Origin of the sequence: Microbulbifer sp. CNSA002 (assembly GCF_047324085.1) — a bacterium.
In the GTDB taxonomy this organism is placed as follows: Bacteria; Pseudomonadota; Gammaproteobacteria; order Pseudomonadales; family Cellvibrionaceae; genus Microbulbifer.
This window is the reverse complement of sequence record NZ_CP172449.1, coordinates 4704917-4722036: the sequence shown is the minus strand read 5'-3', so window position 1 is coordinate 4722036 and position 17120 is coordinate 4704917. Positions and strand designations below refer to the sequence as shown.

At 48.1% G+C, this 17120-nt stretch carries 11 protein-coding genes; 4 read left to right on the top strand and 7 right to left on the bottom strand.

The genetic code is table 11. From position 1 onward, the window contains the following. Positions 1–53: 53 nt before the first annotated feature. Together ACG1BZ_RS20865 and ACG1BZ_RS20860 are read right to left on the bottom strand one after the other, a co-directional pair. Complete coding sequence (locus tag ACG1BZ_RS20865; RefSeq protein ID WP_413663500.1) at positions 54–1967, bottom strand: alpha-amylase family glycosyl hydrolase; 1914 nt, start codon at positions 1965–1967, stop codon at positions 54–56. Positions 1968–2018: 51 nt separating this feature from the next. Beyond that, entirely contained in the window at positions 2019–4460 is a 2442-nt protein-coding gene (locus tag ACG1BZ_RS20860; protein ID WP_413663499.1) for a TIM-barrel domain-containing protein, read from the bottom strand. A gap of 186 nt (positions 4461–4646) precedes the next feature. On the opposite strand from ACG1BZ_RS20860, the gene ACG1BZ_RS20855 reads away from it, so the two are divergent. After that, positions 4647–6164 carry an MFS transporter gene (locus ACG1BZ_RS20855; protein WP_413663498.1) on the top strand — a complete coding sequence of 506 codons (1518 nt, stop codon included), beginning with the start codon at positions 4647–4649 and terminating at the stop codon, positions 6162–6164. A gap of 177 nt (positions 6165–6341) precedes the next feature. After that, on the top strand, positions 6342–7745 hold the full coding sequence (locus ACG1BZ_RS20850) for an alanine/glycine:cation symporter family protein (protein WP_413663497.1): 1404 nt from the start codon (positions 6342–6344) through the stop codon (positions 7743–7745). A 67-nt stretch (positions 7746–7812) separates the two neighbouring features. Here the strand turns inward: ACG1BZ_RS20850 and ACG1BZ_RS20845 are convergent, their stop codons facing one another. Beyond that, positions 7813–8259: a L,D-transpeptidase family protein gene (locus ACG1BZ_RS20845; protein ID WP_413663496.1), complete on the bottom strand. Its 447-nt coding sequence runs from the start codon at positions 8257–8259 to the stop codon at positions 7813–7815. Then, positions 8217–8489, bottom strand: coding sequence for a hypothetical protein (locus ACG1BZ_RS20840; protein ID WP_413663495.1), 273 nt, complete (start codon positions 8487–8489; stop codon positions 8217–8219). The genes ACG1BZ_RS20845 and ACG1BZ_RS20840 overlap by 43 nt, the downstream gene beginning before the upstream one ends. Before the next feature lie 861 nt (positions 8490–9350). On the opposite strand from ACG1BZ_RS20840, the gene ACG1BZ_RS20835 reads away from it, so the two are divergent. After that, positions 9351–10820 (top strand): aryl-sulfate sulfotransferase, encoded by a 1470-nt coding sequence (locus ACG1BZ_RS20835; RefSeq protein WP_413663494.1) that lies wholly within the window; start codon positions 9351–9353, stop codon positions 10818–10820. A gap of 80 nt (positions 10821–10900) precedes the next feature. On the opposite strand, the gene ACG1BZ_RS20830 is transcribed toward ACG1BZ_RS20835, so the two are convergent. Continuing rightward, entirely contained in the window at positions 10901–11959 is a 1059-nt protein-coding gene (locus tag ACG1BZ_RS20830; RefSeq protein ID WP_413663493.1) for a hypothetical protein, read from the bottom strand. Positions 11960–12257: 298 nt separating this feature from the next. On the opposite strand from ACG1BZ_RS20830, the gene ACG1BZ_RS20825 reads away from it, so the two are divergent. Further along, a complete protein-coding gene (locus tag ACG1BZ_RS20825) occupies positions 12258–12572 on the top strand; it encodes a cupin domain-containing protein (protein WP_413663492.1) in 315 nt (104 codons plus the stop codon). 806 nt (positions 12573–13378) lie between these two features. Here ACG1BZ_RS20825 and ACG1BZ_RS20820 read toward each other — a convergent pair. Together ACG1BZ_RS20820 and ACG1BZ_RS20815 are read right to left on the bottom strand one after the other, a co-directional pair. Then, positions 13379–14209 (bottom strand): polyphosphate kinase 2 family protein, encoded by an 831-nt coding sequence (locus ACG1BZ_RS20820; protein ID WP_413663491.1) that lies wholly within the window; start codon positions 14207–14209, stop codon positions 13379–13381. A 39-nt stretch (positions 14210–14248) separates the two neighbouring features. Continuing rightward, positions 14249–16774 (bottom strand): plasma-membrane proton-efflux P-type ATPase, encoded by a 2526-nt coding sequence (locus ACG1BZ_RS20815; protein WP_413663490.1) that lies wholly within the window; start codon positions 16772–16774, stop codon positions 14249–14251. Positions 16775–17120 lie beyond the last annotated feature (346 nt).

The following is a 17120-nucleotide window of genomic DNA, read 5'->3' as shown; positions in this document are numbered from 1 at the left end:
TTGCTATGCTTAAGCGTTCCTGGAGGGGAGTAGTCCCCTCCAGGGCTGAGTGGCTATTTCTGGGGGGCAGTGGATATTGCAAAGATATGGCTTTCGTAGGGGGCCAACTGGATCTTTGTGGAGGCTTGGTCTTTTTCCAAGATAAGGTTTGCCACCTTATTGGATATCTGGCTTTCAGCCAGGTAGCTGCCCGGTTGTAGTTTCCAGGCCTCTAGAAGTGCTGTAGGCAACTGAAAATCAAACTCCACTGCCCTGTTATCGAAGTTGGCGATTACCAACAATTTTTCATGTTCGCTCCAGCGGGCAAAGGAAAATTGTTTTTCCCCATAGCCAGAGTTTTGCTTGCGGTTGTAGCTGTGCAAGTCCAGGTAATCGCCAAGTAAGGCCGGGCTCTGTTTGGAGAAATTAAGCAGGCGCTGGTAGAAGATGCGCAGCTCTTTTTCTTCTTTTGTCAACAGTGCAGTGTTAAAAGTGCCCTCATTGTTCCAGCGGCGCACACTGGGTACTGACCAGTAGTCGAAAATGGTGGTGCGGCTGGCTTTGCCGAAGCCGGTATCTTTGTTGGCGGGTTCTCCTAACTCCTGGCCAAAGTAAACCAAGGTAGGGGCTGGAGAGAGCGTGGCAGACACCAGCATTGCAGGTTTGCCTGCCTCTGGGTTGCCAGAAAATTGTGGGCTGGCAATACGCTGCTCGTCGTGGTTCTCCATAAAGCGCAACATATGAGAGGAAATATCTACCAGGCTTGCCTGTACCTCTGCGATTTTATCTGCGCTGCCCTTGTTCTCCATGACCGCACGAATAGCGTCGTAAGTACCGACTTTATCGTAGAGATAATCCATTTTGCCCAGATGCAGATAATCCCGATAGCGCTCTGGAGTATAGATTTCGGCAAGTAACAGTGTGTTGGGGTTGCGCATTTTGATGGAGGAATTCAGGTAGCTCCAGAATTCTACCGGTACCATACCGGCCATATCATAGCGGAATCCGTCCACGCCAAAGTCCAGCCAGTAGTGGGCGATATCGCGGAATTTTTTCCAGGTATCCGGGACTTTCTTGTCTGCCCAAAACTGGGCGTGGGCCCGGTAGTCGCGCTCGGCATACTCCTGGGGTAGCTCAGAAAAGTTCTTGCTGTTATCGGGGCGAACGCCAAAATTAATTTTGACGGTTTCATACCAGTCGTGCATGGCAGGTTGTGCACTGCGCGCGCCATTACCGGTCCATTTAGCTGGACTCTCTACAAACTGCCCATCGACAAGATCATTGGCTTCGCCATTGAGTGGCTGATAACTGTCTTCTGCAACGGGCACGCGGAAGTCTTCGCCCACCACATAGTAGAAATTGTTGTTGCGGGCGTAGGTGACCTGGGTGTTGTCGCCAGCTCCAAAATCCTGCACGCCTTGGGGTTTATCGAGAGAATGATAGGCGCGGGCTACATGGTTAGGCACTATATCGATAATTACTTTCAGGCCGGCCGCGTGGCTGCGTTCCACCAGTGCGCGGAATTCCTGTAATCGCTCTGCTGGGTTATTGGCCAGGTCCGGGTTTACGCTGTAGTAATCCTTGATGGCATAGGGAGAGCCGGCGCGGCCTTTGACCACATCTGGATCATCGTTACTGATACCGTATTCCGTATAGTCGCCAACGAGCGCGTGGTGCAGGGCGCCGGTGTACCAGATATGGGTGGCGCCCAGCGCGTGGATTCCATTCAGTGCTTTTGGGGTAAAGTCGGAGAACTTACCTACACCATTCTCTTCGAGTGTGCCCCAGGGTTTGTTGGTACTGTTAGTGTTGCCAAATAAGCGCGGTAGCACTTGGTAGATAACGGCTTTTTTCTCCGCAACTTTTTCAGCGGGCTGTATTTCTTCCGGGCTGCTCTCCTGGCTGCAGCCGGCAGTGCCGAATAGAGCAGCGCCCAGTAGGGAAGCCGAAAGGAGTTTGGCAATAAACAGGGAATGTAACTTCTTCATTGTTTCCTGATGACTTTAAATTTTTTTGTCAGTGAACAGCGGTTTGCTGAATTATTGATTTTTGAGCACTAAATCCAGCGGTTTTTTGTGCCAGTCAAATTTAACCAGCAGTTGCTGCTTGCGCCTGTTGTACCAGGCCCCACGGGGTGCCTGAGCAAAGTCTTTTTCACTGTCGAAAATAGGCAGGGATTCGCCGGTAACATCGAGCTGCGCAGGCACTTGTTGCCAGTTGTGGATCTTTAAATTGACCTTGCGGGATTCCGGCATACCGGTATAACCGTCTCCTTCACGCTTAAAGGCGAAGGTTAAACCCTGCTGTTTGTTTTCAGCTGAGAAATGCAGCTTCTCGTATTTGCCTTTTTCAAAAGCCTGCGCGGTAGCGCCATCATCTTCATAAACATAGCGCTCGGACTTTGCTGCTGATGGGTGCGCGTAGTAGTCCAGGATCAGGTTTTTACTGGAGTAATCGCGGCTGCTGTGAATATCGTCAATGGTGGGAATAATGGCGCCGGCCCGCACCAGTACAGGAATCGTTTTCAGGTTCACCTCTACCAGGGCCTGATCGCCAGAATATTGTTCATCAGTCCAGTAATCGAACCAGGTGCCGCCGGGCAGTTTTACCGCGACCTCATCCACATCTTCTTCCACGACCGGGGCAACGAGGAAGTCCTGCCCCCAAAGGTAGGCATCCTTGTAGTCCAGGAGAGATAGGTCACTTTCGTTTTCGAAAAACAGCGGGCGCATCAGCGGCATGCCGGTCTGGCTGTTTTCGAAGGCGAGGGTGTAGTTGTAGGGCAGCAGGCGATAGCGCAGTTTTACATATTCGCGCAGGATATCGCGGGTGCGGCGATCGTGGAAAACCGGTTCAGAGGCAATATGCTCCTGGGCGTGCGGGCGATAAACCGGTTGGAATACGCCGTACTGTAACCAGCGGATGTAGAGTTCGCGGTCAAATTTCTCGCCGCCGGCAAAGCCTCCCAGGTCTGAATGGGTGTAGCCAAAGCCCAGCAAGCCCATACTCAGAGCCAATTCCACCTGGGGCTGTAAGCCACCCCATTCCCGAGCGACGTCGCCGGTCCAGGGGATCATGCCGTAGCGCTGGGAGCCGGCAAAACCGGCGCGCATCATAATAAAGGGGCGGCGCTCAGGGTGCTTTGCCGTTTGGCGTTCGTGCAGTAATTGCGCCCAGGCGTGGCCGAAGGCGTTGTGGATTTCATCGGCCATACCGATTGCGTGAACGGTATCGGAGGGGTGAACTTCCGGTTCACCCAGGTCGCCCCACCAGCCGGCTACGCCCTGTTCCAATAACCCATCGTAAATATTCCAGAACCAGTCGCGGCCATCTTTAGCGAAGACATCGATCAGGCCGGTATTGCCGAAATAGAAATTAAAACGCTTAGGCTCTCCGGCCAGGTTTTTGGCCAGGGCATTATTCGCCACGGCTTCCTGCCAGCGCTCGGAGGTGGAGAGGACAAAAGGCTCGGTCACCAGGATGGTATTGATGCCGCGTTTTTTAAGGTCGGCCATCATCTTTTCTGGTTCGGGAAAGGCTTCTTTGTCCCAGGCAAGATTGCCCATATGACCTTTTATATCCGGGCCAAACCAGTAGAGGTCCAACACCAGGGCGTCCAGGGGGAAATCTTCTTCGGCAAACTTATCCACGGTTGCGCGGACTTCAGCTTCGCTGTGATAGCCAAAGCGGGAGGCGAAGTTACCCAGGGCCCAACGGGGGGGCAGGGGCTGTTTGCCGGTGGTGGATACATAATTTTCCAGCAACTGTGGATAAGTCTCACCGGCAACCACGATGTAAGCGGTGCGCCCGGCTACAGCTTCAAATTGCAGGATATCTTCTTCGTTTGCGCCCAGATCCAGGGTGCCGGTGGCAGAGTTGTCGAACAGCAGAATGTATTTGTTGCTGGACAGTACCGCTGGCAGGGAAAAATACATCTGGTTGGATTCGGTGGTGTATCCGTAATGGGCACGGTTATATAGAGGCAGGCGTTGACCGCGACGGTCCATCCCCATAACCCGCTCTCCGCCACCCAGCAGTTTTTCCTCTGGCGACAGTGCGAAACGGAATCCGCGCATCGTCTCGGTGGCAAAGAAACCACTCTCTTCACTCAGGATTTGTTCGCTACCGCGCAAGTACTCGATTCGGAAGGGAGACTTGTGGATGACTGCAGTAAGCGAGCCAGTGCGGTAAACGAGCTTGTCCCCTTGTTGCTCCAGCATCGCCTCGGATCGGCCAGCAGAATTGGTGGCCAACGCAAATGAGGGCAACTGCTTCAGGCCTTCGCGGCGATAGTGCACCGATAGCGCTGACGGACCAACCGGGGTAAGGGTGACCTCGCCCTCACTCGTCTGTACAGTTAGTGAGTCTTCGCTCATGGTGTGATCGCGGTAGTTGCGCTGTTCAGCGGCCAGGGATTGAGCGCTCAGGCAGAGTGTAGCTGCGAGACACACCAGGCGCAGGAGTGGGAGTTTTAGGATCATCGCGCGGGACTTCAGTTGCTTGATTAGGATTCACAGTTTCGTGTTGGCCCGGCGTATACGCATGGGCCTGAGTTTATCCTAAAGCGAAGGATCTGGCCCGCATCCTCCCCTATGGGGGAGGATGGATGCTCCGGGAGTGCGTGTGAGAATGGCAGAATAAGCATAACTAGTGATGCGGTGACCTCTATGACCCAATCAGCAAGCAGCGCCGTTGCGCCGCAAGCCCAGCAACCGCGCTTGCCCTTTTGGCAAGTGTGGAATGTCAGTCTCGGTTTTCTCGGGGTGCAATTTGGCTTTTCTCTGCAAAATGCCAATGCCAGTAGAATCTTGTCTGATCTGGGGGCGGACCTTCATTCTCTATCCCTGTTCTGGATAGTAGCGCCGCTCATGGGACTTATCGTACAGCCGATCGTGGGTTCGGCCTCGGACCGGACCTGGAGTCGCTTCGGTCGCCGCAACCCCTTTATCCTTTTTGGTGCCATCGCCGCAGCCCTGGGGATGGCGTTTATGCCCAATGCCGGGATTGTGGTGGCGATAGTGGCCCCAATTATTTTCGGCGGCGTTATGTTGGCCCTGATGGACGCGGCCTTTAACGTGACCATGCAGCCTTTCCGCGCCCTGGTGTCCGACATGGTGCCATCAGAGCAGCGCACCCTGGGGTACTCGATACAGTCTTTGCTGATTAACATTGGTGCCATCTTCGGCTCCATGTTGCCATTTATTCTGACTAATGTGATTGGTCTGGAGAATACCGCTCGTGCGGGAGAGGTAGCGCCCTCCGTTATATGGGCTTTCTATATCGGCGCCACAGTGCTGCTGGGCAGTGTGTTGTGGACTGTGCTGCGCACCAAGGAGTATCCGCCGGAGCAGTACAATGCCTATAAAGGTCTCGACTCCGCGCAACTGGAGCAGGAGCGACAGCAAAAAGCTCCACTGGCAAAGCGCTTGATTGGTTTTTTCCAACTGCTAATTAAAATGCCGCGCACCATGCGCCAGCTGGCCCTGGTGCAATTCTTCTCCTGGTTTGCCCTGTTTATTATGTGGGTTTACACCACGCCCGCGATCACTCAGCACGTTTGGGGAGTGGAAGCCAAGTGGTTTGATCCCGCCTATCTGGAAAGCGTCAAAGAAATTCCCGCACATATCGCTGCCGCTAAGGGTGCTGCCGGTGACTGGGTAGGAATTATTTTTGCTGCTTACTCCCTGTTCGCAGCGATCTTCTCTATTGTCCTGGCCCGTTTGTCTCAGGTGCTGGGGCGTAAGCTCACTTATTCCCTATCGCTGGCACTGGGCGGTTTGGGATACATCAGCTTCCTGTTCTTCCAGGGGGGCGATCCCACACAGGTGAATCTGTTGATTACAGAAGTTTCCGTACCCAGTGGCGCCCTGGGATTATTGCTACCGATGGTGGGTGTGGGCATTGCCTGGGCCGCTATTCTGGCTATGCCCTATGCGATCCTCTCCGACTCGCTGCCGGCGGATAAGACTGGTGTTTATATGGGGATTTTTAATTTCACTATCGCAGCCCCGCAGATTGTTTCCGCCCTGGTAGCTGGCTTGATATTGAAAACAGTTTTCGAAAACCAGGCAATTTACATCATTGTTTTGGCGGGGGTGTGTATGTTGCTTGGCGCTATATCGGTGGCGCTTGTGAGGGAGAGTTCTGAACCCGAGCCCGCATTAAAGGCAACTACTACAGCTTGATAAAAAGTTGTAAAAGATTGTTAGAAAAGCCCCTGTTAGGGGCTTTTTTATTGCCGGGATTCCAGGTTTTCCCAAAGTTTTCGCATTTATGGGGCTACGGAGTTTTATGGTGGCATTTTGACAGTCTGGTGTGAGCGTACCTAGACTGGGCGGATCTCACCGGAAATGAATTAAATTATGTCGATATTCCCTGCAATTGATCAGGCATTAGAGGCTTTTGCCAGTTTTGTCTGGGGTCCCCCCTTATTAGTGCTACTCGTTGGTGGCGGCCTCGCGCTATTAATCTATTCTCGTGGCCGTCCCTACCGTCATCTTGGGCACAGTATTGGGCTTTTAAGTGGCCGATATGATGACCCCAATGACCCTGGTCAAGTGAATCATAGCCAAGCGCTTTCCACAGCGCTGTCGGGAACCCTGGGGCTTGGCAATATTTCCGGGGTTGCTATCGCAATTACGATTGGTGGGCCTGGGGCGATTTTCTGGATGTGGGTAACCGCCCTGGTGGGGGTGGCTACCAAGTTTTATACAGCGACGCTGGCGGTGATGTTTCGCGGTCGTGATACCTCCGGGGAACTGCAAGGTGGCCCCATGTATGTTATTCGCGAGGGGTTGGGCCGACGCTGGATGCCGCTCGCGGTACTGTTTGCCGTGGCGGGACTCTGCGGTATGTTGCCGGTGTTTCAGTCCAATCAAACCACGCAGCTACTGCGCGAGTCTTTTGCTGAGCCCTTGGGTTGGGTTGCGCCCGGAGGCTCACTCACTTTTGATTTTGTTATTGGCTTATTAATTGCTGTTGCATCGGCTTACGTTATAGCCGGTCGTATCCAGCGTATCGGTAAATTCTCCGCAAGAGTAGTGCCGGGCATGGTGCTGTTTTATCTGGGCATGACCCTTGTGGTAATTGCCAGCTTCTGGGAGCAGGTACCGGCAGCATTTGCGTTAATTTTCTCGGATGCTTTCAGCGGTCAAGCTATTGCTGGAGGTACTCTGGGTTCGGTCATCACAGTAGGGGTGAGCCGGGGCGCATTTTCTAATGAGGCGGGTATAGGTACAGAGTCTTTGGCCCATGGTGCAGCTAAAACCCGTGAGCCCGTTCGAGAAGGCGTGGTTGCCATGCTGGGCCCCATTGTAGACACACTGGTTATCTGCACTTGTACTGCCCTGGTGATACTACTGACTGGCGCTTGGCAGCAGGAAGGGGATATTGCTGGCGTCACCCTGACTGCACAGGCATTTTCTCAGGTGTTTGGGCAGTTCGGCCCAATTTTGCTACTGCTAATGGTCCTTCCGCTGGCTTTCAGCACTATCGTTACCTGCTGGTATTACGGTATGAAGTGCTATGTTTTTCTTTTCGGTGGCCGCTGGCAGAGTCTTTATACCGGACTCTACATGGTGCTGATTATATTGGGTGCGGTGGCTTCTTTAAGTGCGGTAAACAGCATCATCATCGGGATGTATGCGGTAATGGCGATTCCAACAATGGTGTCTACTTTATTGCTGGCAAGGCATGTTAATCGAGCGGCTCACGATTATTTTACCCGTATGGATTTAACAAAGAGAAAAGAGGCCGAGGCTTCCTAATTAAAAAAGGCGGACTAAATAGTCCGCCTTTTTTATGCTTGGTAAAAATTTACCTGTTACTTCCAACTTAAGGCACCACGGACACCTTGGTACCAACCTTGGCGTGGGCATAAAAAATCTTAGCCATATGCCAGGGGATACGAATACAGCCATGAGAGGCGGGATATCCCGGGACGTGGCCGGCATGCATGGTAACGGGGCCATTGATACGCATCATGTAATCCATAGATGCCCCGCGGAATCGAGAACCCGCAGGTTTGCGGTGGCGGCGCACATCCACATTGCTGCGCATTACATAGCCCCGTGGGCTGATGTAGTGACCGTACAGATTTGATCGATGGCTGTATTTCTTCTGTGAAATACGGAAGTTACCGGTAGGTGTGCGGTGTCCGGCTTTGCCGGTAGATACCGGGGACATACCGGCCAGGCGCCCACCCTTATAGAAGTATGCCATCTGATCACTGAGGTCGATCACAATACGCGGTGTTCCCTGGATATTGGATTTAAACCACATATGGCGGCTATGCCGTGGATTCGCCGCGTATCTGGAATGTGTTCCGTATCTGGAGTGAGCCCGATAATTCCTGTTGTATCGGGAATGCGCCCTGTAATTTCTGTTGTATCGGGGGTGTGCTCTGTAGTCCCGGTTGTGCCTTGAGTGCGATCTGTAATTCCTGCTATGCCGTGAATTTGCTCGGTAGTCCCTGCTATACCTGGAGTGTGCTCCGTAGTTTCCATGTCCATGTTGAGCGCTGTATCTCGAGTTATAGCGGGAATTGGAATAATCCACGGCATAGGTCAGTGGGGCAAGAATTGCAGATCCCACAATCACTACGGCAGCGGCGAATGATGATTTTTTGCGTAGAGATCCCTTCTGTTTCGTGGAAATGGATTGATGATTTTGCAGCGAAGATCGGCTATGCATTACACACCTCTCTACTACCAGTGGGCCGTGTAAACAACCGTGGATTTTGAATCCAGCTACAGTTTGTCTAAGGGCAAGTATTTCTGCCCTTCTACAGGGACAAGTCCATAGCTGGTGATTTCCCCAAAGCAGATAACCGTATACTCGGCCTCGGCTGCGGGTTGGTACTGCGGCGGTATGAACCACTACAAGTCCAAGGGATGGTAAGGTGGGTCTTAAGGGCTGGTGACAACAAAAAGGAATATACTGAGGTTCTCTTAGAGGATGCTCTTCTAGTTGTTGGTGATTTTTAGGAATTTTGTCTTAGTTGCTAAGGTTTTATGAGTTATCTACCGTAACTTACGAGTCAATTAACAGCGTTCTTGAATCACACTAGAATAATAGAAATAGGTTTCAAAAGTTATTGTTATTTATTTCATCTTAGTAAGTGTCGCAACTATACCGTTATCCACATTTATCCCATTTCTCATATTTGTTGTGCAGGCCTTTGCGCATTAGAAAATTTAATAAAGAAATTTTCTTTTCGGGATCGCCCAAAATATTCCTTTCTGGTTTGAAAGCCAGGTAAACGAATCCACCCTTTTTGCGTTATGTGATAGCTGATTATTGGAAGCTCCCCTGAAAATGAAATACCAGGGTAGGGATGATTACTTTTAATATTTATTAAATAGGATTTGGCTATGACTGGAAGATCGACGTTACCCATATTTTTTCTAGTATTTATTGTAATGCTTTACAGCAATCCGGGCGTGAGTGTTGAGGTAGAGCAAGCGAATGAAACTCTGCTTATTTTGGAAGACGAAGTAGAATTAACCCTTTCGATGCATCCACTAAATAGTTTAATGGTTAATGCACAAGTATCGACTAGCAGTGAGTCGCGAGTGGCGATCAGGATCAATTCGGCGGTAACCGACCGTCGGCGAACAAATTATACCGATTGGGGCACAGAGCATGATATGACCCTAGTAGGTTTAAGAGCCGATACCACTTACCGTTTTACTGCACTGGCAATGCTGGAAAGTGGAGACGTTGTGCAGAGCTCGACTATTTCTTTCAAGACTGGTTCGTTACCTGAAGGCGCTCCCCCAGTTGAGGTAACTACATTTACAGAGCAAAGCGAAGGAGGTGTAACTATTTTTTCACCTTCAGGTGACAGGGATAATACCTTTTGGGGATTCGATGAAGAGGGTGAGGTTGTTTGGTACCTCCACGGAGACACTCCTCTCACCGGAGCACCGGTAGTGCGCAATTTACAGGATGGCAATTTAATGTTGCTGTTGGATCAGGAAGCAAGAATTATCTCCTTTGCTGGTGAAACGCTGCAATCATTTGAGCTGCCAGCCTATCACCACGATGCAATTCTTCTTGAAAATGGAAACTTACTGGTATTAACAAACGCCTATGAAACAATTGATGGTCAATTGATAAAAGGAGATGCGATTTTTGAAGTGGATGGGCAGGGCAATACTGTATGGGAATGGTCTGCATTCGATCATCTCGATACTCAGCGTTTCCCCGGTGAGTTAGCCCGTCGAGAAGCGAGCAATGGTGCGCTGGATTGGACTCACTCTAACTCATTACACTATATTTCTGAGGATAATTCGATTTTACTGTCAAGTCGCTCTCAAAGCTGGGTGGTCAATATTGATCATAATAGTGGCGAAGTAAACTGGATTATGGGTAGGGATTTGGATACTTCCGAGGGATTTCTTGAGAAATTATTTTCATTGCAAGCTGGCACCTGGATGGCTTCTCAGCATGCAGCTATGCTTGCTTCAGACGGAGATATTCTGATTTACGATAATAGGAATGAGTCCGAATACAGTGGTGAGATCTATAATAGCCGCGCAGTGAAATTCTCTTTGAACACAGAGGAAATGGTGGCAGTGCAGACTTGGGAGTACGTTGCACCAAAGTACACGAATTCTTTAGGGGATGTAGATGAACTTTCCGGAGGGAATATTCTACTTTGCGCGGGCGGCCCATCCAGTGCTAGTACCGGCAACAATAGAGATGCATATATTGTTGAAGTCGCCGGCGATCAGACTGCAGAGACGGTTTGGGAGATGGTAGTCAATGATACGAGTGTATATCGTGCTGAGCGTTTTTCTTGGAATGATATATCAGCGGTAAGTGATTTATCACTTTAGATCCTCTAAATAGTTAGGCGCCAGTAGCATACTTTGTTGCTGGCGATTCTTTTTAAAGGACTTCTAACCAGATTTGGCAATCAGTGCTCTATAGCATTGATTATGTTTCTAAAGCGGTATTCCCCCAGTAACTGTTTAATATCACTAGATAGGGCTTGAAGTGTTTTAATTAAATATGGCTGTAGTGTGATAATGTTAGCCTTTTTTTGGGGAGATGTATGGTTTGACGGAAAAAGCTCTTTACCTCCATTGAGGAATTCATCGTTTATTTTTTTGTTTTCCTGTGAATATCGATCTAAAAAATTAGCTCTATCTTCATCAGAGTTCCATAGGTGTGATGATCTTGGTAGTGTTCGCTTGATTATGTTTTGCGTACTGCCAGATTTTATCCATTTTAATAGTTTTATATTTTCAGCTTTTGAGTGTATTTGCTGGTTCAATATTTGCTTTAAAACGGCCTCTTCATTGGAGAGACTCTCCCTTATGATCTTGTTAGAGTTTGGTAAGCCGGAAACCCCTAGCGAGCGGAAAAAATTAACTGGTAGGTCGCCATTACATAGCTGCTCGTAAATGAGTATTTGTATATTGGGGAAGAATTTTTTGAATGCTGCTATATTTTTATAAAAGTTCAGGGTTCTCCCTTCTATCTTTGATAGGAACTCCTTAAATGACAGTTTCGCTAGTGGAGATACTCCTTTCATAATATGTTCTTTGTAGAGAGACTGGGCAAAATTATCTTGTCTGCGCAAGGTTAAGATGATTTTGGTTTGCTCTGGGGGTATTGTATTGGAGAGTTGTTTTAAATAATGGTGCCGAGCCTCAATCCAGGAGCAATCTTTTGTTTTGTAAGTATGTCGACAAATAGGCTCTGCACTAATTAATAGATCAAGGTTATTTTTCTGCGATTTTGACTTCCAATCATATGCTAGCAACTTTCCTCTGGATATAGGCGGGCTCTCAGGGTGATCGGAAAATGAGTGTGCAAAAAGATGGTGACCCTTATCTATGCTAATTAAATTTCGATGAATAATGGGATATAAAATACCTTTACTTCTTAATAGCTTTCTATATTTATAGGCGTAGCATTGTATTGCTGTGGTGCCTGTTTTATGTAGCCCTGAATGTAAATATATAGTCATTATATGTTCTTTGTGTTTTATAGGTCGTGATCTGGTATCTGCTGCTTTTTAATAGGTGCTCATATCTATTTCGAATGATCTATTTTATATTTTATGTGAGTGTTGTGTTTTTGGGGGCGTCAAAGAGCCAATATTGAAGGTTTAGTAAAAGATATTCTATTTTCTGGTCTCGGGCTCATTTTGATTTCGGTTGGCGTATGTTTTTCTATCTTAATCCCATTTGTAGAGTCTATTGATTTTAGTATAGTTGTATTTTTGTAAATTGTTTTTTCATGCCGATTTAATGTTAGGGGAGACTATGGGTAATTTTTTCACTCAACTACCAGGTGATCACTCTAAGGAGCATTTTGAGAATTTACTAGAGGGGAAAAGCTGCAGGATTGAGCGGATTATATCTTACGGGCAGTCCTCGCCGGAAACAGGGTGGTATGATCAAGATGAGCATGAGTGGGTGTTAGTACTTTCCGGTTATGGTGTTATAGAAATGGAAAATGGTGAGAGGCACCACCTTGGGAAGGGGGATAACTTGTTGATTAGGGCAAATCAAAGGCACCGGGTGGTGGAGACAGCTGCAGATGAGGCAACTATATGGTTAGCAGTTTTCTTTCAGTGAAGCAGTTATCTTTTAAGATATAAATCTTATGAGCTCTTATCGAGAGTTCTTTATCTATTAATGTAAATCGGATCTAAAGTCCACTGACGAGTTAATATCGTTATTATTAAAAGTAGAGAGACCGCTGACTAGCAGGTCAGCCTGTGCATATCTCCATATACCGTAGAGGTCTGTTAAAATTTTCGGCGCTTTGGTTAAATTGAACGGCTTTAATTTGGTCTGATCGTTTGATACCAAGTCAAATCCTTCTCTGCCAGGTAGTGTATGCTACCTGGTTTTTTATTTTCGCCTTACGTCAAGCAGTGATATCTGCATAGATTTTATAAAATTTTTATTTTTGGTTATCTATAATCAGACCAACGGCTGGATTATCTAGCGGTTATACCCTATGTATGTCTATTCGAGAGGTCTTTTTTATGGGCTAGGCCTTGGGGTGAATTTTTTATAGAAAACTATGTTGCAGTATATTTAGTACTAGGACGAAAAGCTTCAATAGTTATGGGTGGATAGATTCTGCGATAGAAGATAATTTCATTATCCCTGATTATGAATTTGGGTGAACGATATACAGTTATTTGCTACTGATAACAATTGAGTGCTTATTTGGGATCAGTAGCCAGAGGAAAATGATACTTCAGCTGATTTCGTATTGAGGCAGAGTGACTTTGTATAATTTATTGAGAATGACGGCGAGCTGCCCAGCGCATTCACTTTAATTCTTCTGATAGAAATCTATGATTAAAAGATAACTTATTTATTAAATGTTTAAGGAATAATAGAACCCTAATTTTTTAGCTTTTAATTTGTTAAGAATTCTTAAGTTGATGATATTTGGTTTTTATCTCTTCCAGGTTGACAGTGGGGGCAGGGAACTGGGGATTTAATTTTTTTAATGCTTCAGAAATAATCGAGGCTACGGCCAAGTCCCGGAACCATTTGTGGTTTGCGGGGATAACAAACCAGGGCGCGTATTCGGTGCTGCATTGATTTAGCATATCTTCAAAAGCACATATATACTCATCCCAATATTTTGCCTCAGTATAATCACTTTCGCTGATTTTCCACTGTTTGGCGGGATCATCAATACGTTGCTTGAATCTATCCAACTGCTCATCCTGACTGATATATAGGAAAAATTTCAGTATTATTGTGTTACTTTCAGAGAGTAATTTCTCAAAGTTATTAATTTGATCATAGCGTTCACTCCAAATGTCCATTGGAACCAGGCTATGCACTCGTTCAATCAGTACGCCCTCATACTGAGAGCGGTTAAAGATTGATATATGCCCTCGCGCAGGGGTTACTTTGTGATATCGCCATAAGAAATCATGCTCGCTCTCTTCTTTTGAAGGTTCCTTAAAGGAAATCGCTCTACACATTTGTGGATTTGTTGCGCCTAATACATGCTTGATGGTGCCATCTTTCCCCGAGGCATCTATTCCCTGCAAGCAGATAAGTAGAGATGTTTTACGCTCAGCGTAAAGCTTGTAAGTGAATGAACGTATCTGCTCATCTATACGCTGGGTATCTGGGAGTGCCTCTTCACGACTTTCGTAACAATGTTTGAAGCTCGGATCTATATCGGAGAGCTTTATCTTGATGCCAGGCTTTACCTTGAAATCTTCGAAACAATTCATAGTTCGACTGCCTACCTTTGTTAGGCTTTTGTAGATGGCTCAGATATCACTTAATCTTCGATAAAGAAGTTTCTTTACCAGGTCCAGGAAAAACATCCAGATAATCATGTATAGCCATACCAGACCGATTATAGTCCAGGGTATTGCCGGCACCAGCCAGCCGAATCCACACATCAGCACGGTAAATGCTTGGGTGCCAACAATTGCGATAAACAGAGGGAATGCGGGTAGTGGTTTGGAAAAGAAAGCTGTACGAGAGCGCACAACGAATAACAGTAGATGTCCACCCGCTACGATCTGTAAAAATACGATAGTTTGAATTTGCTCTTTATTTAATGCGATCCAGGATTGCCAGTTGGTGTTATTGAGCCATTCCATTCCAATAAAGAGAATACCCATTGTTTGAGCAATAGAAAAAAGGCCGATAATGCTGGAGCCCAGTAATAGGTCTCGCATTTGCCAGTGCACAGGTTCCTTGGGAAGCAGAGTATTATCGTAGGCAATGGTCATAATGGGAATGTCATCAAGAAGAGCCACTAGTACGATCATAACCGGGGTTAGGGGCGAGAAGCCGAACATTATGGTAGCAAAGACAACCACGACCATAATATCCAGGGTCATGGATACCCGGAAAAGTACGTAGTTAATAATGCGTTCAAATATTTTTCGGGCTTCATCGATGGCATCGACGATGGTTGATAGTCCGGGAGAGGTCAGGATAATGGCTGCAGCCGCGCGTGCGGCGTCGGTTGCTCCGCTAACGGCGATACCGCAGTCAGCTTGCTTAAGGGCCGGCGCATCGTTTACACCATCGCCAGTCATGGCAACCTGGTGACCTCTGCCTTGCAATGCTTTCACAATGGCATATTTATGTTCGGGAAAAACCCGCCCAAACCCATCTGCACGTTCAACGGTGTCGACGATAGTAGATGGCAGGTGGTCCATATCCTGGGACTTTGTAAACACACTACTGGCAGCGAAAATATTTGTTCCAATACCGACTTGGGTGGCGATTTCCTTGCCGATAGCCACATCGTCGCCCGTAATCATTTTTACTTGAAGCCCGTGTTCCCGTGCGCGCTGAATAGTGTCTTTGGAGTCATCCCGAGGTGGGTCTTCAAGAGACAGAATACCCAGGAATTGCCACGGTGAGCCGTTTGCCTTCTGCGCAACACCCAGGGAGCGCAGTCCCCTGGAGGCCTGTTGTTGCACACAAGCAGAGGCTTTGTCGGCCTTCGCACCACTCAAGTTACATAAGTCGACAATAGCCTGGGGGGCCCCTTTGCTGAAATATAGGGTTTGCCCATCCTGATTCTGTACCTTGACTTCAGTGCGTTTGCTCACCGGATCAAAGGGAGTGAATTCATCAACCTTATATTTCTTCAGTTCTTCCTTATTTTTCAGGCCGGCAAAAATTGCTTGATCAATTGGATCACTGGCGCCTGCTTCAGATGCGATAGCGGCGGCAAGAATTAACTGGTCGTTCTTTTTCGCGCTGAATAAGGTAGGTTCTTCGAGGCACAATTGGTTCTTGGTGAGGGTGCCGGTTTTGTCTGAGCAGAGGATATCAACACCAGCCAACTCTTCGATGGACTCCAGCCGCGAGACGATCGCTTTTTTACGGGATAGCGCCAGGGCACCGAGAGCATTGGTCACTGTGATGACCGAAGGCATGGCAACGGGAATTGATGCGATCAGCAACACCAGTACAGTGCGAAGAATATTGATGATATCTGACCAGTGCCATATTTCGGCGACCACGATATCGCGGTATAACTCTGTGCCCACCAGAATAACGGCCAGCACCAAACACAGCACGATGAGGAAGTCACCGATATGGGTGACGGCTTTCTGCGAATGTGAGGCATTTTGCCCTGCGCCGGCAACAAGTTGGGCGGTGCGCCCAAAAAATGTATTGTGCCCGGTACCAATGACAACAGCGGTCATCTCCCCGCGTTTGGCGATACTGCTGGAATAGCCAATATCACCGATGCTCTTACTGACGGGTAGAGATTCCCCGGTAAGGGCGGCCTGATCAATACTGATGGATTTCCCTTCGGTAAAGCGCACGTCAGCGGGCACGACTTGCCCTAGCTTGATTCGCACTATATCCCCTGGGACCACCATCGCCGCATCGATGGATTGATACTCCCCATCCCTTAATACATTGGCTTTGGGCGCCATACTGGCCTTCAGTGCTGCCAGCGCATTGGCAGCTTTGTGTTCCTGCCAAAACCCGGCAATCGCGTTGTACAACAGCAGGGCCATAATGATGGCGAAATCGGGCCAGTGGCCAATTAATGCAGAGAGCAATGCGGCCGCTTCAATCATCCAGGGAATGGGGCCCCAGAAAAATCGCAAAAACTTAGCGAGTGCGCTTTGCTCCTTCTCCTGAATGGCATTGGGACCATATTTTTGCAGGCGGGCGCTGGCTTCATTTTTGGTGAGGCCGGCGGGTGATGTGTTTAGTTCAGTGTAAACTGCATCAATATCAGCGTTCTGCAAATCCAGCGATTGCTGGTCGCTGTTGTTTTGATTATTTGGCGATGATTCTTGACCTTGCACTTTGGATTTCCCAATGACAAAGGTTTACCTGTGGAGTCTGTTCCAGCACTAGATAACTCAATCTAGCAGTTTGCGCCATTCGCTATGTGGACATTGGTGACGGTGGTAAGAGAAATTTGAAGGTGTAGAGTTAAAGGTAAAATAGCGGGCAGTAAGCTGGCGTGAAAAACCATTATTTCTGCGGGCTATTGAAAGGGATATATCCGTGACAACTGATTAAGCTGCAGGGTCAGCCTATATTGATAACGTCGCGGTTTTTCTACGGGGTTTCGAATAGCAATCCGTGCTGTAGTCCTTGGCCAACAAGCCTAAGGTATAGGCCATATGCAGGTGCTTTCAGTATATG